This window comes from Flavobacterium soyae, assembly GCF_045348165.1.
GTDB lineage: Bacteria > Bacteroidota > Bacteroidia > Flavobacteriales > Flavobacteriaceae > Flavobacterium > Flavobacterium soyae.
Genome location: NZ_CP150845.1, coordinates 2617896 through 2639568, shown reverse-complemented (window position 1 = coordinate 2639568; position 21673 = coordinate 2617896). Strand labels below are relative to the sequence as shown.

Sequence of the window (21673 nt, the reverse complement as noted above, 5' to 3'; positions counted from 1 at the left end):
TTTTATTTTTTAGTCCCAACGCTTCGGGATGATTTATAAGTCAGTCCGTAAACGGTTAATGACAGTGCCGATAAAACCATACAGCCAATTGTTACAGCGTGCCATCCGCCCAGTTTCCACAATAATAATCCGTAGGCAGATCCGGCAGCAGTTCCTAAAAAGCTAAACGACATAAATACCGTATTTAGTCTGTTTCTGGCATCTGGCAATAGTGAATACACTCTGGTTTGGTTTGAGATGTGAACTCCCTGAATTCCGATATCAATAAAAACAATTCCTATCGCAATTCCGATTACGCTTTCTATAGAAAAATAAAAAATCAGGAAACTTATCAGGATTAATAAACAGCCGTAACCAACTGCAATTCTTGAATTTCCTTTATCTCCGATTTTCCCAACCAAAGGCGCGGCCAAAGCTCCCGATGCACCAACAATTCCGAATAAACCAATTGTGGCACTGTTAAAATGAAACGGTTCGCCTGAAAGCAATAAAACCATTGTAGTCCAGAAAGCTCCAAACTGAGCAAAGCTGAAAACGTTGATTGCTGTAGCTTCTCGCAAAACAGGCTGTGTTTTTATAAGTGTAAATAAAGACTTTATTAATTGACCGTAAGTTCCCTGAAACTGAGGTTTGTTTACCGGGAATTTACTCTGAATGACAAAAAAGATTAAAAGACAAATTATGGCTGCGATGTAAAACATCGATCTCCATCCCAAAACTTCTCCAATAAAACCGCTTAAAGTTCTGGAAAGTAAAATTCCGACCAATAAACCGCTCATAATGGTTCCGATAACTTTTCCCCGCTGTTCAGATGTGCTTAACGAAGCGGCCAAAGGCAAAATAAGCTGCGGTACAATCGAAGTGATTCCGATTAATAAAGAAGCTATTTGCAGAATAAGAAAACTTTTTGCCGTTGCTGCAATAAGTAATGCAATTACTGAAGCAAAAGTGGTAATTAAAATCTGCTTTTTTCGTTCTAATTTATCACCAAGCGGTACCATAAAAAACAAACCAATAGCATAACCCGCTTGAGTTAAATAAGTTATAGTTCCGGCGCTGGCTTCTGGAATTTTAAATTCGTTGGCAATTAAAACAATCAAAGGCTGGCAGTAATAAAGATTTGCAACTATAAGACCAGTGCAAACTGCCATAAACAGGACGTTGGTTTTAGATAAATTCATTTTGCAAAAATACCATCAATATTTAATCTGAACTTATAATTAAAGTTATTTTTTTTATAAAATCCGTGTAAATCTGCATCTTCGCGATAGCAAATCTGCGTCATCAGTGTTCCAAAAATTGACGCTGATTAAACGGATTCGCTATCGCGAAGACGCAGATATTTACTGATTTTCTTTATTTATTTCAAAAAATCTTCTCTTGCTGGGCTAAAAACGTCTGTAAGCATTCCGCTTTCTAAACAAACAACTCCATGAATTGCGTGAGGCGGAATATAAAAACTATCGCCTTCTTTTAAAGTTTGCGTAACTCCGCTTATGGTTACATCAAATTTTCCGCTTGCAATGTAGGTTACCTGAGAATGATAATGTTCATGTAAAACACCAATTCCTCCTGTTTCAAAATGAACATTTACAAGCATCACTTTATCATCAAAAACCAGAATTTTTCGTTTAATTCCTTCTCCAACTACTTCCCACTCTATTTCGTCTCCTTTTATAAATTCTTTGCTTGTTTTGATATTCTGCATAACTTTTAAAATTGATTTTTATAAAAATAAGCCATTTTGATGATTCCGTTTTAGATCAATTTTTTTGAAATAAAATCAAAACTTGTTTTAATGGATTGAAAAGAATCTCCAGCATAATTATTTTCCTGTTCTACAAAAAAGTGAATCATTCCAGATTGTTTTGCTTCTCTAAAGAAAGGTTTAAAATAAATTGATCCTGAACCAATTTCTGTATTTAAAGCTGGATTTGTTTTGTCCATGTCTTTTACATGCCACATTTTAAAACGTCCCGGATTTTCTTTGAATAATTTTAGCGGATCATTTCCTGAACGAACTACCCAATATAAATCTAGTTCAAAATAAACCAGGTTTTTATCAGTTTCATTTAATAAAATTTCATATCCGGTAACGCCATCATGTTTTTGAAATTCGAAATCATGATTGTGATACGCTAGTTTTAAACCTGCTTCTTTGCACATTTTTGCTGCCTGATTCAAACGCTGCGCAATCTTTTTATAATCTTCGATACTTTTTCTAAAAGGTTCATCGACCCACGGAACGGTTAAAAATTCGTTTTTTAAAATCTTCGCCGCTTCAATTGCCGCAATTAGTTCTGCTGTATTTCCGTCGTACAAATAACTTCCTAAATTATAATGTCCGCTAACCGCTTTTAGTTTGTTATCGTCTAATATCTTTTTCAATTCAATTGGAGACAATCCCCAAAATTGATCTTTAATAGAAAAACCATACGTTTCTACATTTGTATATCCTGATGCAGCAACTTTTTCTAAAGTCTGTTTTACATTTTCCGGAAGTTCTTCACGTAATGTATATAACTGCAAACCTATTTCTTTTTTATTCATAGAAAATGCCAATGATGGTAAAGCCAGAACTGCCACAGCAGCCAGACTTGTGTTTATAATAAAATTTCTTCTTGTAACCATTTTGATCTGAATTTTAGAAAAGTAAATCTACTATAAAAATTGATTCTCAAAGTTATTTATAAAATTTTGAAGCGCAACTTCTGTTTCTTCATTTATAATTTTTCCTTCAGCATCGATTTTTCCGCGAATACCCTGAATTAAAAGCTGCGTATTATCGTCAAATTTAGCTTCAAGGGTTTTCATAATCAACAAAAGCTGTTCATGCCCCATTTCTCCTGATGCTGAAGCGGTTATTAATCCCACTTTTTTATTAGAAAAAATAGTGGTCGACACACACCATTCTAAAGCATTCTTTAAACTTCCGGGCAGGCTAAAAACATATTCCGGTGTGCAGATTATAATTCCGTCGACCTCCATTATTTTATTTCTGAACAAACGAATTTCTTCCGGCGGATTCTCTGTATCTAAATCTGGATTAAAATGTGGAATCCGATCTAAATCTTCAAATATTTCAACTTCAAAATTCGGTTTTATATGTGCTGAAATATGCTTTAGAATTTTAAAATTACTTGAGTTTTTCCTTGTACTGCCTGTTATGGCAAATATTTTTATTGCTTTCATTTTTCTCGAATGACTGAAATATCTTTTTTCATTATATCAGATTCCTCGATAAGATTATTTCTTTTAAAAAAATTGTCTAAGTCGGTTAATCTCTTTTTATTATCATATTGAATACATGAATTTAATTTTCTTTGACAGACAGAACACAATCTAATCGTACTTCTATCAGTTTCAGATAAACTGTTAGTTCCATTCATTACACAATCAGCATTAATACAATGATGTATTCCAAACATATGTCCTATTTCGTGAGAACTTGTTTTAAGCAGTCTTGTCAAACACAAATTAAAATTTTCGGCAGTAAGTTCACCATCCTGAAATCTGTAAATAGAACTTACACCCACTTTATCTCTGTAAGAAGCCAGTCCAAAAACATAATTCCATTCGGGTTTAGGATATAAATCCAATTCTGAAAGTCCCATTAATGCAATTCTATTTTCAGGTTTTTCTTCTTTTAATACATCATTTAAAAGATATCCTGCTAATAATTGTTCATGACCTTCAGTAGACATTCTTCTTGCTGAGTTTGGAACTACATCATTAGAAATTGGTTCTAATGTTTTTGTTTTTAATTGAAAAAAGAACTCTAAATACTCATTAACAAGCTGAATCTGTTTCTTTTGCAAAGAATTAAAATTTCCAATTGGTTTTATGTAAATAATATTTTCCTCTTTAGTGGGAACAATGTGCTTAGATCTATAATATTGCTCAAAAGTCTGTCCATCTTCAGGATGAGAAAACAGCCAATCTCCATAAGATGGTTTGGGTAATTTAACGTCATTTATTTTGATATCCTTAAAATAGGACGCTTCTTCTGGAATTTGTTTTGGAGCTTCTTTTGTAGTTTCTTTGGCTTTTTCTTTGTTACAAGCACATAATAATATAAGAATGAAGAAGGTTATTTTTTTCATTTACGTTTTTGGATATAATTAAAAAACCAATTTTAAATTAATTCCTTAAAAATAAACTTTTCATCATAATCAACTTCAAATTTTTCGAGAAAATTGATATACTCTTCTTTAAAGGTTTTCTTTTTATGATGCTCTTCCTGATGCTCTATATAATCAGCAACTGCACTTAATTGAGATTTACTGTATGAAAATGCTCCATAGCCTTCCTGCCATTCAAAATGAATGTTAGTAAATTTATTTTCGTTTATCCATTTTGATGAATTTTGCTTTATGCTTTTCATCAATTCAGATATTGATTGTGCCGGTCTTATTCCGATTAAAACATGAACGTGGTCAGAAACACCATTGATGGCTAAAACCTTATGATTATTATTTTTAATAATTCCGGAAATGTATTTATATAAATCATTTTTCCAATTTGTATGTATAGCTGCTTGTCTATATTTTACAGCAAAAATAAAATGAACGTGAATTTGTGTGTAGGTATTTGCCATAATTGTGTGTAGTCTCTACGGGACATTTTTTTTTGAATATTAATTTATTTTTCTACCGATATTTTATCCCTAACGGAATTTTTGATCGTTTTCAAATATATTAAAAAGAAGGAATATTCTTTCTTTTTGATATAACATAAATATTATAGTCCCTACGGGACAAAAAATGTGTGTGAATAAAAATTGCTACCGATATTATGTTCCTAACGGAACTTTCTGTCGTAATTCCATTTTAATAAATTCCAATTAAAGTCAATTAAGATATCCCGTTAGGGATAAAATATCGGTATAAAAAAAAGTAGATCAAGGTTCAAATGTCCCAGAGGGCATTGTCATTAAGTTAAGAGGAAATCTATAAAATTACTTAACAGTTTAATTAAGAAAGTCATTAGAAAAATCAGTTTTTATCAGCGTTTTCGCTTTAGCGAATCAGTAAAATCAGCGTCTAATTGTGACGCGGATAAAACAGATTTACTTCGCAAAAACGCGGATAAACACGGATTTGATTTGCAATAATTTTATTTACTAAAAGCTTAACTTAATGACATTGCCCCTAGGGACTACACATCTAGACAAAGAATAGAATCTTTGAAAAAATTAAAATCCTATCCATAAATACTATACATTCAAAAAAAAATTGTTCCGCTAGGAACAAAATATCGGTAGAAAAAATTTGCATCGACATGATTTTTTGTCCCGTAGGGACTATACATTTTACATCTTCATTTTTAACTTCGTATCTTTGCCCCAAATTATTGAAGAAAAAATGAGAATTGACATTGTTACACTTTTACCAGAATTATTAAGAAGCCCTTTTGAGGCCTCGATTATGAAACGTGCCATTGATAAAGGCTTGGTCGAAGTACATTTTCATAATCTTCGTGACTACAGCACTAATAAACAAAAAAGTGTAGACGATTATCCTTTTGGCGGCGGTGCCGGAATGGTAATGACAATTCAGCCTATTGACGATTGTATTACGCATCTTAAAAGTCAGCGTGAATATGACGAAGTAATTTATATGTCTCCAGACGGCGAAACATTAAACCAAAAAATGGCTAATAAAATGTCTATGTATAAAAACATAATTATTTTATGCGGGCATTATAAAGGTGTTGATCAGCGTGTTAGAGATCATTTTATTACTAAGGAAATTTCGATTGGTGATTACGTTTTATCTGGCGGAGAATTGGGCGCATTAGTTTTATCAGATGCGTTAATCCGTTTAATTCCTGGTGTTTTAAGTGATGAAACCTCAGCATTGACCGATAGTTTTCAGGACAATTTACTTTCAGGACCAATATACACAAGGCCTGCCGATTATAAAGGATGGAAAGTTCCGGAAGTTTTAACCAGCGGACATTTTGCCAAAATTGACAAATGGCGCGAAGATAAAGCCTACGAACATACTAAAAACAGACGTCCGGATTTGTTAGAAGGAAACTAAAGTTATTTCAAGTTTAAAGTTTTTTTTGTTTCAAGTTCTCACACAAGAACAATTTGAAACCTGAAACTTGAAACAAAAAACGCCCTTAAACATCATTTTATCAACAACTTAAAATAATTTCAAATTTATAATTCATAATTTATAATTATTTTTTACATTTGCACCCGAATTAGACTAACCTCTGGCGAGATCCGTGAATGTTACTCTATTAAAACTATAATAATAAAATTATCATGGCAGATTTATTAAAGTTCGTTCAAAACGAATTCGTTGCTAAAAAAGATTTCCCTGAATTTGGAGCTGGAGATACTATCACAGTTTTCTACGAAATTAAAGAGGGTGAAAAAACAAGAACTCAGTTTTTTAAAGGAGTTGTTATTCAAAGAAGAGGTTCTGGTAACACAGAAACTTTCACGATTCGTAAAATGTCTGGAGCTATTGGAGTTGAGCGTATCTTCCCGGTAAACTTACCAGCTTTACAAAAAATCGAAATCAACAAAAAAGGTGCAGTTCGTAGAGCTAGAATTTTCTACTTCAGAGAACTTACTGGTAAAAAAGCTAAGATTAAAGATAAAAGAAGATAATCATTTATCAATCTGTTATAAAAAACTCGTTTCATATCATTTGAAACGAGTTTTTTTTATGCCTTTTTTGTAGCCAATATCAAAACTGTAATTTTTTAATATCAAAATCATCGATTTGATAATTTAAAGCACCCGAAATAACAATCTGATAATTCATCCTTTTCTATATAAAACTACACCGTTTTCGGACTGTTTTTATTATATTTGCTCCGCTCATTTTGAGCCGACTCATACCTTTTACATCGCCATTCTTTGACGACACGATTATAAAAAAAAAAAAAATGACACAGAATTCAAAAATTTTTTACACCTTAACTGATGAGGCGCCATTATTAGCGACTTATTCTTTATTACCTATTGTTCAAGCTTTTACTTCGACAGCTGGTATTGCTATTGAAACTAGAGACATCTCTTTGGCAGGAAGAATTTTATCTAATTTTCCTGAGTCTTTAACAGATGCTCAAAAAACAGGAGATGCTCTTGCAGAACTTGGCCAATTAGCAACTAAGCCAGAAGCTAACATTATCAAATTACCAAACATTTCAGCATCTGTACCACAATTAAAAGCTGCTATTGCTGAATTACAATCTCACGGTTACAACGTTCCTAATTTCCCGGAAGATCCGCAAAACGATGCTGAAAAGGAAATTAAAGCAAAATATGCAAAAGTATTAGGTTCTGCTGTAAACCCCGTTTTACGTGAAGGAAACTCTGATCGTAGAGCTCCAAGAGCCGTTAAAAACTTTGCAAAAGCAAATCCGCACTCAATGGGTGCATGGTCTGCTGACTCAAAAACTAAAGTAACTTCAATGACTGGCGGTGATTTTTACGGAAGTGAAAAATCATTAACAGTAAACGAAGCAAACGATGTAAAAATCGAATTTGTTGCTAAAGACGGAACTACAACTGTTTTAAAAGCAAGTACTCCGCTTAAAGCCGGTGAAATCATTGACAGCTCTGTTTTAAGTGTAAAAAAATTAAAATCTTTTGCTGCTGAAGCAATTGCAGAGGCTAAAAAAGAAGGTGTATTACTTTCTGTGCATTTAAAAGCCACAATGATGAAAGTTTCAGATCCAATTATCTTTGGCGCTATCGTTGAAGTATATTTTGCTGATCTTTTCAAAAAATACGAAACTTTATTTGCAGAATTAAATATTGACACTAGAAATGGTTTAGGTGATATCTACGCAAAAATTGCCGGAAGACCTGAGCAGGCTGAAGTTGAAGCTGATATTACTAAAGCAATCGAAAACGGACCAGCTTTAGCAATGGTTAATTCTGATAAAGGAATTACAAACTTACACGTTCCATCTGATGTTATTGTTGATGCTTCTATGCCGGCAATGATCCGTACTTCTGGACAAATGTGGAACAAAGATGGTAAGGCACAAGATACTATTGCAGTTATTCCAGACCGTTCTTATTCTGGTATTTATACTGCAACTATTGATTTCTGTAAAAAACACGGTGCTTTTGATCCTAAAACAATGGGAAGTGTTCCTAACGTTGGATTAATGGCTCAAAAAGCAGAAGAATACGGATCTCATGATAAAACCTTCCAAATAAAAGGTGACGGTGTTGTTCGTGTTGTTGATGCAAACGGAACTGTTTTAATGGAACAAAATGTTGAAACAAACGATATTTTCAGAATGTGCCAGGCAAAAGATGCTCCTATTCAGGACTGGGTTAAACTAGCTGTAAACAGAGCTCGTTTATCTAGTACTCCGGCTGTTTTCTGGTTAGACGAAAACAGAGCGCACGATAGAGAATTGATCACAAAAGTTCAAAAATATCTTAAAGATTACGATACTACAAACTTAGATATCCGTATTTTAAACCCGGTTGCTGCAACAGAGTTTACTTTAGACAGAATCATCAAAGGTTTAGATACTATTTCTGTAACAGGAAACGTTTTACGTGATTACCTAACAGATTTATTCCCAATTTTAGAATTAGGGACTTCTGCAAAAATGTTATCTATCGTTCCTTTAATGAACGGTGGCGGATTGTTCGAAACTGGTGCTGGAGGATCTGCTCCAAAACACGTTGAGCAATTTACAGAAGAAGGATATTTACGCTGGGATTCACTTGGAGAGTTTTTAGCTCTTGGTGCTTCATTAGAACATTTAGGACAAACTTTAGATAATTCTAAAGCAATTATTTTAGCTGAAACTCTTGACGAAGCAAACGATAAATTCTTAGCAAACGATAAATCTCCGGCACGTAAAGTTGGACAAATTGATAACCGTGGTTCTCACTTTTACCTTGCATTCTATTGGGCTCAGGCTTTAGCTGCTCAAAATAAAGATGCAGAATTAAAAGCGATCTTTACTCCTATTGCTGCAGAATTTGAAGCAAACGAAGCTAAAATCGATGCAGAATTAATTGGTGCACAGGGAAAAGCTCAAAACATTGGCGGATACTATCAGCCAACTCCTGAGCTAGTAAGCAAAGCAATGCGTCCTAGTGAAACATTTAATGCAATTATTGCAAAAATAAAATAAGAAATGCACTCCGTGTATTTTTAAAATATAGACAAAAAGGGCAGCTTTTACAGGCTGCCCTTTTTTATTCTTAACTAATGTTTAACAATAGTTGGACTCTAATATTTAGTAAGAATTGCTAACTATGTAACTCAAAACCAAAACGATGATTACAAAAAAGATTAGTTTCCTTCTTATCATTATTTTTACCACACTTCATTCTTTCTCTCAGGATAAATTTACGCTAAGCGGTACTATTAAAGATTCAAAAAACAACGAAACCTTAATTGGCGTCAATATTTATATTCCGGCTTTAAAAATAGGAACTACAACAAACGAATACGGTTTTTATTCTATCACAGTTCCTCGCGGCGAGCATGAAATCGAAATTAGTTATGTGGGCTATCAAACTATTCAGCAAACCATCACTTTAAACCAAAATACCAAAAACAATTTTTCCATCAGCGAAAGCGGAGAAGAACTTCAGGAAGTTGTTATTACAGATAATAAGGGAAAAATAAATATCAAATCGCCAGAAATGAGCGTTAACAAACTCTCTATTTCAACCATAAAAAAAATGCCCGTAGTTTTAGGTGAAGTCGATGTTTTAAAATCAATTTTATTACTTCCGGGAGTTACAAATGCCGGCGAAGGAGCTTCTGGATTTAATGTTCGCGGCGGCGGCGCAGATCAAAATTTAATTTTGTTGGATGAAGCAACAATCTTCAATTCCTCTCACGTTTTTGGATTTTTCTCTGTTTTTAATCCCGATGTTATTAAAGATTTAAAACTATATAAAGGAGGAATTCCGGCACGTTTTGGCGGAAGAGCTTCTTCTGTTTTAGATATTTACCAAAAAGACGGAAGCAGTAAAGATTTTCATATGAATGGAGGAATTGGTTTAGTTTCAAGCCGATTGCTTCTGGAAGGTCCAATTGTAAAAGACAAAGGTTCTTTTTTAATTGGCGGAAGAGGCTCTTATGCCCATTTATTTTTAAAACTTTCAGAAGACAACAAAGACAACTCTGCTTATTTTTATGATTTAAATGCTAAACTGAGTTATAAATTAAACGACAATAACAATTTATATTTATCGGGATATTTTGGGCGCGATGTTTTTAGTTTAAACAAAAGTTTCACTAATATTTACGGAAATTCAACTTTAAACCTGCGCTGGAATCATTTATATTCTGATAAATTATTCTCTAATTTATCGTTAATCTATAGCGATTATTATTACGGACTTGACTTGGACTATGTTGGTTTTAAATGGGATTCGGGAATTCAAAACTATAATATCAAATACGATTTCAAACATTATATTTCTGATAAGTTCAAACTGAATTATGGTTTAAACGGAATTTACTACGAATTTAATCCGGGAACTATTATACCAAGTAATACTACTTCTGGAATTAATCCCGATCAATTGGATAAAAAATATGCATTTGAACCTTCGATTTATTTAGATGCCGAAAATCAACTTTCGAAGAGAATAACGCTGGCATATGGATTACGTTACAGTTTATTTTATCGTTTGGGTTCTTCAACCATCAATTATTATGACAATAATAGTCCGGTTGTTTTCAATTCAGATATGCAGATTTATGAAAAGGGAACCCCGACTTCAACAAAGTATTTCGGCAAAAACAAAGTAATTCAGGATTATAATAATTTTGAACCAAGGCTTTCAATATCATATCAATTAAATGATAATCAAGCCATAAAAGCGAGTTATAATCGTATGGCGCAGTACCTTCAGTTAATTTCAAATACCTCATCTCCCACTCCGTTAGACGTTTGGATGCCAAGTGATAATTATATAAAACCGCAAATTGCAGATCAGGCTGCTTTAGGATATTTCCGAAATATTAAAGAAGGTGCATATTCGTTGGAAATCGAAACTTTTTACAAAAAAATACAGAACAGATTAGATTATATTGACGGTGCCGATTTAATTGCCAATAATGCTATCGAACAAGTTATCCTGAACGGAAGAATGCGTGCCTACGGTTTAGAAATAATGGTTAAAAAAAATGAAGGCAGATTTAACGGCTGGGTTTCTTATACTTTATCAAAATCAGAACAGCAGACACCTGGAAGAACGCCGGAAGAAATTGGAATCAATAATGGTCAATGGTACAGTTCTGCTTACGACAAAACACATAACTTAGCGATAACTTCTACTTATAATTTAAACGAAAAATGGTCTTTTGGAGCTAACTTTGCTTTGCAATCCGGACAGCCGGTTACTTATCCGAACGGGCAATATGAATATTTAGGAATTACAGTTCCTAGTTACGGTCTTCGAAATGAAAATCGTCTTCCGGCTTATCATCATTTAGATGTTTCGGCAACTTTAACACCGAGAAAAAATAAAGGCAGAAACTGGAAAGGCGAATGGGTTTTCAGCATTTATAATTTGTACAACCGAAGCAATGCCGCCTCAATTAACTTTAGGCAAAATGCCGACACAGGTTTAAATGAAGCTGTACGATTATCAATCTTCGGAATAGTTCCAGCCGTTAGTTATAATTTCAAATTTTAAAATTCATTTCTGTAAAGAAAATAAAAAAATATAGTATGAAAAAAGTAATCGCATTAATCGTCTTCTTTACATCGGTTTTCTTCACAGGCTGCGAAGATGTTGTAGATGTTGATCTGGATACTGCACCTCCAAAATTAGTTGTCGAAGCTGCTATAAACTGGCAGAAAGGCACCACAGGAAAACAGCAGACAATAAAATTAACGACAACTACAGGCTATTTTGAATCAGTAATCCCAACTGTTTCCGGGGCTGTTATTTATATTAAAAACAGTGAAAATGTACAATTTAATTTTACAGAAGTTCCAAAAACGGGACGTTATGTGTGCAATAATTTTGTTCCTGAAATTAACGAAACTTACATGCTTACCGTAATTAGCGGAGGAAATACGTATACAGCTTCTGAAACTTTAAAATCTGTAGCACCAATTACACGTATTGAACAAAATAACGAAGGCGGATTTACAGGAAAAGATATCGAAATAAGAGCCTATTATAACGACCCTGCAGACGCAGACAATTTCTATTTATATAAATATGTGTACTCAAACAAAATCACATCTAATTTTTATGCTGATGAGGATAAGTTTTTTCAGGGAAATGAATTCTTTAGTGTTTCTGATGACGATGAACTCAAAGCTGGAGACGAAATAGAAATAACGCATTACGGCATTTCAAAACAATACTATAATTATATGAGTATTTTGGTAAGCATTGCCGGCAGTAATGTTGGCGGGCCTTTTCAATCGCCGCCCGCAACCGTAAAAGGAAACATCATCAATACAACGGATAAAGCAAATTACCCCTTAGGTTATTTTTCACTTAGTGAAAGCCAGACAAAAAAATTCAAAATAGAATAATAAATATGGAAGCCAGAATTGAAACTTTAAACGAAAAAAAGCTTATCGGAAAACGTATTGAAATGTCATTTATCGAAAACAAAACATTTCAGTTATGGAATAATTTTATGCCAAAACGAAAAGAAATCAAAAATACAATTAATGAAAATTTATATTCGCTGGAAGTGTTTTCTCCCGCGCATTTTGATAATTTTGACCCGGGCAGAACTTTTCAAAAATGGGCTGCAGTAGAAGTCAAAAATTATGAAGATGTTCCATTAAACATGGAAACTTTAATTATTCCAGATGGCTTATATGCCGTTTTTGTACATTACGGACCAGCATCAGAAGGACATAAAACCTATCATGCAATTTTTGCAGAATGGCTTCCAAATTCAGAATATTTAGTTGACGACAGACCACATTTTGCCGTAATGGGTCATAAGTACAAAAATGACGATCCGAAATCGGAAGAAGAAATCTGGATTCCGATAAAAAACAGGAATTAATCTCTTCGCTATGAATTATTCTTCTTAATTTACAACTAAAAAACATGTTAATCGAAACACTAAAAATACTTTTTAACAGGGATTTAAACAAACTCAAATTTGAAATTGAATCATACGAATTCGAAAAACAAATCTGGGCCGTTGACAAAAACATTTCTAATTCTGCCGGGAATCTTGCGCTGCATTTAATTGGAAACATCAATACTTACATTGGAGCCCAAATTGGAAAAACTGGATATATCCGAAATCGTCCTTTAGAATTTTCTCTAAAAGATATTCCAAAATCAGAATTAATCGATAAAATTGAAAATACAATTATAGTTGTAAATGACGTGCTGGATATTTTAACTGAAGAAGATTTAAGCAAAATATATCCTGAGATTGTTTTTGAAAAAGAAATGACAACAGGATTTTTCTTAGTTCATCTTTCGACACATTTAGCGTATCATGTAGGGCAGATCAATTATCATAGAAGATTATTAGATATATAATAATATGCCACAGATTAAAAAGATTAAAAAGATTAATCATTCTAATCCTTTTAATCTGTGGCAAAAAAATCTAAAATCAACACTCTAAAATCTAAAATTCAAGCCGTACCTTTGCCCTACATTCAAAAAAACTCACATGTCATCACATCATATAGTTCGCGACGATCAGGAACCAGCTTTAATAATTGCAAATGGAGCAGCCTGCGATCCTGAATTATTAGGGCAATTGCTAGAATGGTCTCCGCTTGTTATCGTTTTAGATTCGGCAATAGAAAGAGTTATTGAATTGGGTATTAAAGTCGATGTACTTTTAGGGGATTTTGACAGAGGCTTTGATCCAGAGATTTACAGAACATCGCAATATCCAATAGAAATTGTACATACTGAAGATCAGGAAAAAACAGATCTTGAAAAAGCCTGCGATTATCTCGTTGAAAGAAAAATTCCTGCCGTAAACGTAGTCTGGGCAACCGGAAAACGTGCAGATCATACTATTACAAATCTTACTAATATTGTTCGTCATCGAGATACACTTAAAATTGTAATTCTCGACGATCATTCAAAAATATTTCTTCTGCCAAGAAAATTTGAAAAATGGTATACAGCAAAAACTCCAATTTCACTAATCCCAATTGGTGTTGTGAACGGAATTTATTCTACCAATTTAAAATACGAATTGAATAATGATACCCTAACAATGGGTTACAGAACCGGAAGCAGCAATTCAGTAGCAAACGACGGTTTAGTTACTATTAATCACACAAATGGTGATTTGTTATTAATGGAATGTTTTGATTAATTTCTTTTTAAACAAATAAAAACATTCCTAACGAAAAGAGCCAGAGGCTCGGTTCATTTTGTAGGGCCGGATTTCAATCCGGTTTAAGCATACACAGAAATCAATAAAAATGAAAGCAGAAAACAATTCCCAAAAAGACAATTTACACCCAAGAAATCTTCATCGTTCCAGATATGATTTTGAACTTCTTATTTCAAATTGTCCTGAATTAAAAGCTTTTATTTCCATCAATAAATACGGAATCGAAACAGTTGATTTCAGTAATCCTCTCGCAGTAAAAACTCTAAATAAAGCTTTACTGCAAACCTATTACGATATTCAAAACTGGGATATTCCTAAAAATTATCTTTGTCCGCCAATTCCGAGCCGTGCAGATTACATTCATTATATAGCTGATTTATTAGCTGAAACAAACAATAATCAAATTCCAGAAGGAAATTCTGTTTTAGGATTAGATATCGGATCGGGTTCAAATTTAATCTATCCGATATTAGGAAATTCAATTTACAACTGGAGTTTTGTTGCGACTGATATTGACAAAAAAGCAATCGAAAACTGCAGCAAAATTATCGAAGCTAATCCAAGATTAATCGATGCAATCAGTTTACAGCAACAAACAGAACCCCGATTTATCTTTAAAAACATTATAATTCCCGAAGACCGATTTACATTCACAATGTGTAATCCGCCTTTTCACGCATCAGCAGAAGAAGCCAATAAAAGCACTTCGAGAAAAGTTTCCAATCTAAATCCAAAGGAAAAAAGAAACACAAATCCAGTTTTAAACTTCGGAGGCCAAAATGCAGAATTGTGGTGCAGTGGCGGCGAAATTGGTTTTGTAACCCAAATGATTTACGAAAGCGCAAAATATGCTTCGCAAGTTTTGTGGTTTACAACTTTGGTTTCTAAAAAAGAAAATCTTTCTTCGATTTACAAAACTTTGAAAAAAGTAAATGCTGTTGAAGTTAAAACAATTGAAATGTCACAAGGACAGAAAAATAGCCGTATTGTGGCGTGGAGTTTTTTAAATGAAGCTCAACAAAAATCTTGGAAACTAGATAATCACAAAAATTCATCTGAAAACTATTTACAAGAATATAATGACGATTTAGAAACTGCCGAAAAAAATATCAAAAAAAGTAACTTCCATTCACATAATGAAATGAAAGGCAAAATTAAGCAATGGAAAAAGAAGTAATTTAGAAATTTACTACTTACAATTTAAAATTTTAGACCAACAAAACAACACCCTATATTACTGATTTTCAACTAAATTCTTGATTATATAATTCGGTTTTGCTAAATTTAGTAAACTATTTAAAATCAAGATCATGGCAGAATATATTGGTTATCTAGCTTCCTTTTTTATTGTTGGAGGTTTTTTGCTTAAAGATCTTAAAACAATACGACTCATAAACTTATTTGGATGTATTTGTTTTGTAGTTTACGGCATCTTTTTAAAAGATTACAGAGATTTTAATCAATGGCTTTTACCTATTATTATTCCAAATGCGATTTTATCATTTGTTCAAATCTATCATTTGACAGCCAAAAAAGCATAACAGATTGTAATTATGATATTTTAAAACAAAATTCTGATACAATTTCCTTTTTCTATAATCGTAACTTTAAGTTCAAATTGAACTTATAACCATGTCAAAATTATACTCCAGATTAGCAATACTCTTATTTTTAGTCACAAGCTGCGCTTCAACCAAAAAGGCAAAATTTGAAGATTATGTTTTTAAAACCAAAAGCGAAGAACAAAAATATGAAACCGCTTATAACAAGGCTTTAAAACTTTGGGATATTCTGTATACCGAAGAAAATGTAAAAACAAGTTTTGGAACTGCACATGTCATTATCGCCGGACCAAAAAACGGAAAGGATTTAGTTTTACTCCACGGAATGGACGCCAGTTCGACAATGTGGTATCCTAACATTAAAACTTTAGCTAAAAATCATCGCATTTATGCCATCGATTTTATAATGGAACCCAACAAATCTCATTTAACAGCAAAGCCGCTTTCTTCAGAAGAAATTGTCATTTGGTACAACAAAATTTTCGATCATTATAAATTAAAGAAATTCGACATAATTGGGGCTTCCCGAGGCGGATGGATTGCAGTATTATTGGCCATTCAAAAAGAAAATTCTATAGATAAAATTGTACTGCTAAGTCCGGCACAAACTTTTAAATTCATTGACAAACCTAGAAAAACATCATCAGCTTTACTTTTAAAACTTTTTCCTAGTGAAAAGAAATTCAGCAAAACATTAAAAGCATTTTCTACGCATCCGGAAAAAATAAGCCCAACCTATAACAGGCAATTTTATTTGGCTAATAAATACGCCAAATCAAATTCGAGTATGTTAAAAATGACACCTTTTTCAGATAAAGAATTAGAATCAATCAATAATCCCGTTTTGGTTTTAATTGGTGACAAAGATGTTATCAATTCCGAAGAAAGTTTAGAGCGGGCACAAAAATACTTAGCCAACAGCAAAACAAAAATCATAAAAGATGCAGGACATTTTTTAACTATCGATCAGCCAAAAATCATAAATGATGCCGTTATTGATTTTTTAGAATAAGATCATTTGCCACGAATTTCCACGAATTTATTTAATTGGATTATAGAAAAATTAATTCGTGAAATTTGTGGCAAACTTGTATCTTAAATGTAGTCCCCTACGGGACAATTTGTACAAACGAATATTTGTTTTTCTACCGATATTTAATCTCTACGAGATATGCTTAATGGCAAATTATTTGTTAGAAAAATTATCATTTGGCTATTAAATTTGGTTGAAAAATTTCACTTGTATCTTAAAATAAATTCGAAAAAATTGAGGCTGTCTCAAAAGTCGAGACAACCTCTTTTTTATTCGGATACCTATCGGAGAAATTTTCCATTTACGCGATTCTCAACAGCTTGATTTTACTTTTGAGACAGCCTCTTAATATCGGTAGAAATAAATGATTATCATATTTTAAAATTGTCCCGTAGGGACTATACAAATCGCCACCTTTTTTATCTTTTTTATAGCATTCAAACTTTGTATCTTTACAAAACCAACTTTTCATCAATAAAAAAATGAGTTTCCAAGTAGCTTCAGAATATAGTCCAAAAGGAGATCAGCCGCAAGCGATTCAAAAATTGGCGCAAGGTGTAATCGACGGAGAAAAATATCAAACATTATTAGGAGTTACAGGATCTGGTAAAACATTTACCGTCGCTAATGTTATTCAGGAAGTACAACGTCCAACTCTGGTTTTGGCACATAACAAAACTTTGGCTGCGCAGCTGTATTCAGAATTCAAACAATTTTTCCCGAATAATGCGGTTGAATATTTCGTTTCTTACTACGACTATTATCAGCCGGAAGCTTTTATGCCTGTAACAGGAGTTTTTATTGAAAAAGATTTATCTATCAATGAAGAGCTTGAAAAGATGCGTTTAAGCACTACTTCTTCCCTGCTTTCCGGTCGACGTGATGTTTTGGTTGTAGCCTCTGTTTCTTGTTTATATGGTATTGGAAACCCAGTTGAATTTAAGAAGAATGTAATTGAGATAACCAGAGATCAGGTTATTTCGAGAACTAAATTGCTGCATAGCCTTGTACAAAGTTTGTATGCCAGAACTGAAGCTGATTTTAATCCGGGAACTTTTAGAATTAAAGGCGATACGGTTGAAATTTATCCAAGTTATGCGGATGATGCTTACAGAGTTCATTTTTTTGGAGATGAAATTGAAGAAATAGAATCTTTTGATGCAAAGACTTCTCAGGTTATTGAAAAGTTTAAAAGACTGACTATTTACCCAGCCAATATGTTTGTGACTTCACCAGAAGTACTACAAGGCGCTATTTGGGAGATTCAGCAGGATTTAGTCAAACAAGTTGATTATTTCAAAGAAATAGGCAAACATTTAGAAGCCAAACGTTTGGAAGAAAGAACCAATTTCGATTTAGAAATGATTCGAGAATTGGGTTATTGCTCCGGAATTGAGAATTATTCCCGTTATCTTGACGGACGACAAGCCGGAACAAGACCTTTCTGCTTGCTAGATTATTTTCCAAGTGATTTTTTAATGGTTGTTGACGAAAGCCACGTTACGGTTTCTCAGGTTCACGCAATGTATGGAGGTGACTGCAGCCGTAAAGAAAATCTGGTTGAATATGGTTTCCGTTTACCTGCCGCAATGGACAACAGACCTTTGAAATTTGAAGAGTTTGAAGCCTTACAAAATCAGGTAATTTATGTTTCGGCAACTCCGGCTGACTATGAATTACAAAAATCGGATGGTATTTATGTCGAGCAGATTATTCGTCCAACTGGACTTTTAGATCCGGTTATTGAAGTGCGCCCAAGTTTAAATCAGATTGATGATTTAATTGAAGAAATTCAGGTTCGCTGTGAATTAGAAGAAAGAGTTTTGGTGACAACTTTGACTAAAAGAATGGCCGAAGAATTAGCCAAATACTTAACTAAAGTCAGCATTCGATGCCGTTATATCCACTCTGAAGTGGATACTTTGGAACGTATCGAAATCATGCAGGATTTACGAAAAGGTATTTTTGATGTTTTAATTGGAGTAAACTTACTTCGTGAAGGTTTGGATTTACCCGAAGTTTCGCTTGTAGCAATTCTTGACGCTGATAAAGAAGGTTTCTTAAGAAATTATCGTTCTTTAACTCAAACTATTGGTCGTGCGGCAAGAAACTTAAATGGTAAAGCGATTATGTATGCCGATAAAGTTACGGCGAGTATGCAGCGAACAATCGACGAAACCAATTACAGAAGAACAAAACAAATCAATTTTAATGTCGAAAATAATATAATACCTCAGGCATTAAACAAAAAAATAGAAAGTGCTTTTACTAAAAATCCTTTGGTAGAATACGAATTAGGTCACACTTTGTCAGTCGCTGCAGAACCGGAAACGGCATATATGTCTAAAGCTGATCTTGAAAAAATGATTCGTGAGAAACGAAAATCGATGGAAAAAGCAGCTAAAGAATTAGATTTTATGCAGGCTGCAAAACTGCGTGACGATATCAAAAAACTACAGGAACAATTACCTTAATTGTGTTGTTCCTGAAAAACTCTTAATAAAACTTTAGGCTCTATCATGGCATTTGGAGCCTTTTTCATTAAATCTAAAATGCGTTTTACTGCACTTGGGTTCAATCCCATTTCAATTGCAATCTGCTGAATGCCTATCGCTTCTTTTTCATGTAAAATTCCGTCGCAGTGCATGATTAAAGCCAATCTGTAAAACTGCTGAATACGCTGAAATTCTGATTTTACAACTACAGGTTTAATTTCCTGATGGAACAAATCATGAAAAACATCCAAACTAATATTTAATTCCTGAGCAACGTGCCACAAAAAATCATACTCTCTTTTATGCAATTGCCCATCAACTGTAGAAAAGGCAATCAATTCTAAAAGTAAACTTTTCTTTTGTGCTTCGGTATTCATCAATTTGTTATTTTTAGCTAAAATATTGCTTTTAAATTAAAAACACAAAATCTAATGATAAGGGGATTTTTCATATTTATATTTCTTTGGATGATTTCCGGAAATGCACAAAGTACGGCTTCAAAAAATGTATCCACTTTCGAAATTGACGCACCTCAATTAAAGACCAAAAAGAAAATCTGGATTTATCTTCCCGAAAATTATTCGGCTTCAGCCAAAAAATACAGCGTGATTTATATGCACGACGCTCAAAACTTGTTTGATGCCAAAACTTCTTATGCAGGCGAATGGAATGTCGACGAAAAACTAGACAGTTTAAAAGCTCAGGTTATTGTTATTGGAATTGAACACGGAAATGAAAAACGTATCGAAGAATTAACTCCTTTTAAAAACGAAAAATATGGTGGTGGAAATGCTGATAATTATTTAGAATTTATCGTAAAAACACTAAAGCCATATATTGATAAAAACTACAGAACCAAAACAAAGGCTAAGAATACAATCATCTTTGGAAGTTCACTTGGTGGTTTGGTTTCTTATTATGGAGCTTTAAAATATCCCGAAGTATTTGGCAAGGCTGGAATTTTTTCGCCTTCATTTTGGTACACAAATGATATTTTCACTTTTACCGAAAAGATCCCCAAAATTAAAACCAAATTTTACTTTTTATGCGGCGATAAAGAAGATGAAAATATGGTGAAAGACATGACCAAAATGGAAAAATTATTAGACACAAAGCGTTGTTACTGTCTTCATCTTACCAAATCTAAAATTGTAAAAGGCGGCGAACATAATGAAAAATTGTGGCGGGACGGTTTTGTAAAAGCGGTTCTTTGGCTTAATTATTGAGAAAAAACATAAAAAAACAGCACAAAAATCATGAAACTAATTTTAAGAGAATATAATCTAAAACTAAAACACACTTTCACGATTTCAAGAGAATCAATTGATTTTCAGCCTTCGCTGATTGTTGAATTGCAAAGTGATGGTTTTTCGGGTTTTGGGGAAGCAACTTCAAATCCGTATTACAAAACAACGGTTCCAATGATGATGCAGGATTTAGAAAAAATCAGAAGCATTATTGAAAATACAGAAAATGAGACTCCAGAAGTATTTTGGGCAAAAATTCATCCGTTTTTAAAAGATGACATGTTTGCACTTTGTGCTTTAGATTTGGCCTATAATGATTTGTATGCTCGTAAAAAAGGTAAAAAGTTATACGAATTATGGAATTATACAACCGAAAGAAATCCGCTTACGGATTATACGATTGGAATTGCTTCTATTGAAAAAATGGTATCAAAAATGCAGGAACTTCCCTGGCCTATTTATAAAATTAAATTAGGTACCAAAGAAGATATTGCCATTGTAAAAGAACTTAGAAAACATACCGATGCTATTTTTAGAATCGATGCCAACTGCGGATGGGGCGTTGAGGAAACTATTAATAACGCCATTGAATTAAAAAAACTGGGCGTTGAGTTTCTGGAACAGCCTATGAAAGCAGATAATTGGGAAGCGCATAAAGAAGTTTTTAAATATTCTGTTCTTCCTGTAATTTCCGATGAAAGCTGTATTATTGAAGAAGATGTTGCCAAATGTTATAATCATTTTCACGGAGTAAATGTAAAATTGGTAAAATGCGGCGGTTTAACTCCTGGGAAAAGAATGATTGAAGAAGCTAAAAAATTGGGATTAAAAACAATGGTAGGCTGCATGACCGAATCTACTGTTGGAATCTCTGCGATTGCCCATTTATTACCTCAGCTTGATTATGTTGATATGGATGGTGCGTTACTTTTAGCACAAGATATTGCAACCGGAGTAACCATAAAAAATGGTGCTGTGAGTTATTCTGAGCTTAACGGAACCGGAGTTACGCTTCTATAAA

General features: G+C 33.3%; 21 protein-coding genes. 14 read left to right on the top strand and 7 right to left on the bottom strand.

From position 1 onward, the window contains the following. Positions 1-2: 2 nt before the first annotated feature. The 6 genes from AABD74_RS11275 to tnpA form a co-directional block, all read right to left on the bottom strand. A complete protein-coding gene (locus AABD74_RS11275; protein WP_232681227.1) occupies positions 3-1151 on the bottom strand; it encodes an MFS transporter in 1149 nt (382 codons plus the stop codon). Between the two features lie 209 nt (positions 1152-1360). Continuing rightward, entirely contained in the window at positions 1361-1708 is a 348-nt protein-coding gene (locus tag AABD74_RS11270; protein ID WP_406845595.1) for a cupin domain-containing protein, read from the bottom strand. Positions 1709-1758: 50 nt separating this feature from the next. Further along, positions 1759-2631 carry a sugar phosphate isomerase/epimerase family protein gene (locus AABD74_RS11265; protein ID WP_406845594.1) on the bottom strand — a complete coding sequence of 291 codons (873 nt, stop codon included), beginning with the start codon at positions 2629-2631 and terminating at the stop codon, positions 1759-1761. 30 nt (positions 2632-2661) lie between these two features. After that, positions 2662-3192, bottom strand: a complete 531-nt coding sequence (locus AABD74_RS11260; protein WP_406845593.1) for an NADPH-dependent FMN reductase — start codon at positions 3190-3192, stop codon at positions 2662-2664. Further along, positions 3189-4103, bottom strand: a complete 915-nt coding sequence (locus AABD74_RS11255) for an archaemetzincin (protein ID WP_406845592.1) — start codon at positions 4101-4103, stop codon at positions 3189-3191. Before AABD74_RS11255 ends, AABD74_RS11260 begins: the two co-directional genes overlap by 4 nt. Positions 4104-4135: 32 nt before the next feature. Further along, positions 4136-4597: an IS200/IS605 family transposase gene (gene tnpA, locus AABD74_RS11250; RefSeq protein WP_406845591.1), complete on the bottom strand. Its 462-nt coding sequence runs from the start codon at positions 4595-4597 to the stop codon at positions 4136-4138. A 766-nt stretch (positions 4598-5363) separates the two neighbouring features. Here tnpA and trmD point away from each other — a divergent pair. From trmD to uvrB, 12 genes are all read left to right on the top strand, one after another. Further along, a complete protein-coding gene (gene trmD, locus AABD74_RS11245) occupies positions 5364-6044 on the top strand; it encodes a tRNA (guanosine(37)-N1)-methyltransferase TrmD (protein WP_406845590.1) in 681 nt (226 codons plus the stop codon). Between the two features lie 233 nt (positions 6045-6277). After that, entirely contained in the window at positions 6278-6628 is a 351-nt protein-coding gene (gene rplS / locus AABD74_RS11240; protein ID WP_073487327.1) for a 50S ribosomal protein L19, read from the top strand. 281 nt (positions 6629-6909) lie between these two features. Further along, positions 6910-9132, top strand: a complete 2223-nt coding sequence (locus AABD74_RS11235) for an NADP-dependent isocitrate dehydrogenase (protein WP_406845589.1) — start codon at positions 6910-6912, stop codon at positions 9130-9132. A gap of 145 nt (positions 9133-9277) precedes the next feature. Beyond that, complete coding sequence (locus AABD74_RS11230) at positions 9278-11659, top strand: TonB-dependent receptor (protein WP_406845588.1); 2382 nt, start codon at positions 9278-9280, stop codon at positions 11657-11659. A 35-nt stretch (positions 11660-11694) separates the two neighbouring features. Then, on the top strand, positions 11695-12516 hold the full coding sequence (locus AABD74_RS11225) for a DUF4249 domain-containing protein (RefSeq protein WP_406845587.1): 822 nt from the start codon (positions 11695-11697) through the stop codon (positions 12514-12516). Positions 12517-12521: 5 nt separating this feature from the next. Next, positions 12522-13004 (top strand): GyrI-like domain-containing protein, encoded by a 483-nt coding sequence (locus AABD74_RS11220; protein ID WP_406845586.1) that lies wholly within the window; start codon positions 12522-12524, stop codon positions 13002-13004. Between the two features lie 44 nt (positions 13005-13048). Continuing rightward, entirely contained in the window at positions 13049-13495 is a 447-nt protein-coding gene (locus AABD74_RS11215; RefSeq protein ID WP_232681204.1) for a DinB family protein, read from the top strand. Between the two features lie 136 nt (positions 13496-13631). Continuing rightward, positions 13632-14294, top strand: coding sequence for a thiamine diphosphokinase (locus tag AABD74_RS11210; protein WP_232681203.1), 663 nt, complete (start codon positions 13632-13634; stop codon positions 14292-14294). Between the two features lie 109 nt (positions 14295-14403). Further along, a complete protein-coding gene (rlmF, locus tag AABD74_RS11205; RefSeq protein WP_406845585.1) occupies positions 14404-15492 on the top strand; it encodes a 23S rRNA (adenine(1618)-N(6))-methyltransferase RlmF in 1089 nt (362 codons plus the stop codon). Between the two features lie 133 nt (positions 15493-15625). Further along, entirely contained in the window at positions 15626-15856 is a 231-nt protein-coding gene (locus tag AABD74_RS11200; protein ID WP_406845584.1) for a uroporphyrinogen decarboxylase, read from the top strand. Positions 15857-15947: 91 nt separating this feature from the next. Continuing rightward, positions 15948-16889 (top strand): alpha/beta fold hydrolase, encoded by a 942-nt coding sequence (locus tag AABD74_RS11195; protein WP_406845583.1) that lies wholly within the window; start codon positions 15948-15950, stop codon positions 16887-16889. 503 nt (positions 16890-17392) lie between these two features. Beyond that, entirely contained in the window at positions 17393-19384 is a 1992-nt protein-coding gene (uvrB, locus tag AABD74_RS11190; protein WP_406845582.1) for an excinuclease ABC subunit UvrB, read from the top strand. On the opposite strand, the gene AABD74_RS11185 is transcribed toward uvrB, so the two are convergent. After that, positions 19381-19782, bottom strand: coding sequence for an excinuclease ABC subunit B (locus AABD74_RS11185; RefSeq protein WP_232681196.1), 402 nt, complete (start codon positions 19780-19782; stop codon positions 19381-19383). The two genes, uvrB and AABD74_RS11185, sit on opposite strands and share 4 nt — an antisense overlap. 90 nt (positions 19783-19872) lie before the next feature. Here AABD74_RS11185 and AABD74_RS11180 point away from each other — a divergent pair, with 90 nt between their 5' ends. Together AABD74_RS11180 and AABD74_RS11175 are read left to right on the top strand one after the other, a co-directional pair. Further along, complete coding sequence (locus tag AABD74_RS11180) at positions 19873-20631, top strand: alpha/beta hydrolase (RefSeq protein WP_406845581.1); 759 nt, start codon at positions 19873-19875, stop codon at positions 20629-20631. A 30-nt stretch (positions 20632-20661) separates the two neighbouring features. Continuing rightward, complete coding sequence (locus AABD74_RS11175) at positions 20662-21672, top strand: dipeptide epimerase (RefSeq protein WP_406845580.1); 1011 nt, start codon at positions 20662-20664, stop codon at positions 21670-21672. Position 21673 lies beyond the last annotated feature (1 nt).

Excerpts from the sequence above, each read along its gene's own strand:
- AABD74_RS11235 (WP_406845589.1), top strand. The coding sequence starts at position 6,910 with ATGACACAGAATTCAAAAATTTTTTACACCTTAACTGATGAGGCGCCA.
- AABD74_RS11220 (WP_406845586.1), top strand. The coding sequence starts at position 12,522 with ATGGAAGCCAGAATTGAAACTTTAAACGAAAAAAAGCTTATCGGAAAA.
- AABD74_RS11210 (WP_232681203.1), top strand. The coding sequence starts at position 13,632 with ATGTCATCACATCATATAGTTCGCGACGATCAGGAACCAGCTTTAATA.
- AABD74_RS11230 (WP_406845588.1), top strand. The coding sequence starts at position 9,278 with ATGATTACAAAAAAGATTAGTTTCCTTCTTATCATTATTTTTACCACA.
- AABD74_RS11275 (WP_232681227.1), bottom strand. The coding sequence starts at position 1,151 with ATGGCAGTTTGCACTGGTCTTATAGTTGCAAATCTTTATTACTGCCAG.
- uvrB (WP_406845582.1), top strand. The coding sequence starts at position 17,393 with ATGAGTTTCCAAGTAGCTTCAGAATATAGTCCAAAAGGAGATCAGCCG.
- AABD74_RS11175 (WP_406845580.1), top strand. The coding sequence starts at position 20,662 with ATGAAACTAATTTTAAGAGAATATAATCTAAAACTAAAACACACTTTC.
- rplS (WP_073487327.1), top strand. The coding sequence starts at position 6,278 with ATGGCAGATTTATTAAAGTTCGTTCAAAACGAATTCGTTGCTAAAAAA.
- AABD74_RS11180 (WP_406845581.1), top strand. The coding sequence starts at position 19,873 with ATGATTTCCGGAAATGCACAAAGTACGGCTTCAAAAAATGTATCCACT.
- AABD74_RS11265 (WP_406845594.1), bottom strand. The coding sequence starts at position 2,631 with ATGGTTACAAGAAGAAATTTTATTATAAACACAAGTCTGGCTGCTGTG.
- AABD74_RS11185 (WP_232681196.1), bottom strand. The coding sequence starts at position 19,782 with ATGAATACCGAAGCACAAAAGAAAAGTTTACTTTTAGAATTGATTGCC.
- AABD74_RS11270 (WP_406845595.1), bottom strand. The coding sequence starts at position 1,708 with ATGCAGAATATCAAAACAAGCAAAGAATTTATAAAAGGAGACGAAATA.
- tnpA (WP_406845591.1), bottom strand. The coding sequence starts at position 4,597 with ATGGCAAATACCTACACACAAATTCACGTTCATTTTATTTTTGCTGTA.
- rlmF (WP_406845585.1), top strand. The coding sequence starts at position 14,404 with ATGAAAGCAGAAAACAATTCCCAAAAAGACAATTTACACCCAAGAAAT.
- AABD74_RS11195 (WP_406845583.1), top strand. The coding sequence starts at position 15,948 with ATGTCAAAATTATACTCCAGATTAGCAATACTCTTATTTTTAGTCACA.
- AABD74_RS11255 (WP_406845592.1), bottom strand. The coding sequence starts at position 4,103 with ATGAAAAAAATAACCTTCTTCATTCTTATATTATTATGTGCTTGTAAC.
- AABD74_RS11260 (WP_406845593.1), bottom strand. The coding sequence starts at position 3,192 with ATGAAAGCAATAAAAATATTTGCCATAACAGGCAGTACAAGGAAAAAC.
- trmD (WP_406845590.1), top strand. The coding sequence starts at position 5,364 with ATGAGAATTGACATTGTTACACTTTTACCAGAATTATTAAGAAGCCCT.
- AABD74_RS11215 (WP_232681204.1), top strand. The coding sequence starts at position 13,049 with ATGTTAATCGAAACACTAAAAATACTTTTTAACAGGGATTTAAACAAA.
- AABD74_RS11225 (WP_406845587.1), top strand. The coding sequence starts at position 11,695 with ATGAAAAAAGTAATCGCATTAATCGTCTTCTTTACATCGGTTTTCTTC.
- AABD74_RS11200 (WP_406845584.1), top strand. The coding sequence starts at position 15,626 with ATGGCAGAATATATTGGTTATCTAGCTTCCTTTTTTATTGTTGGAGGT.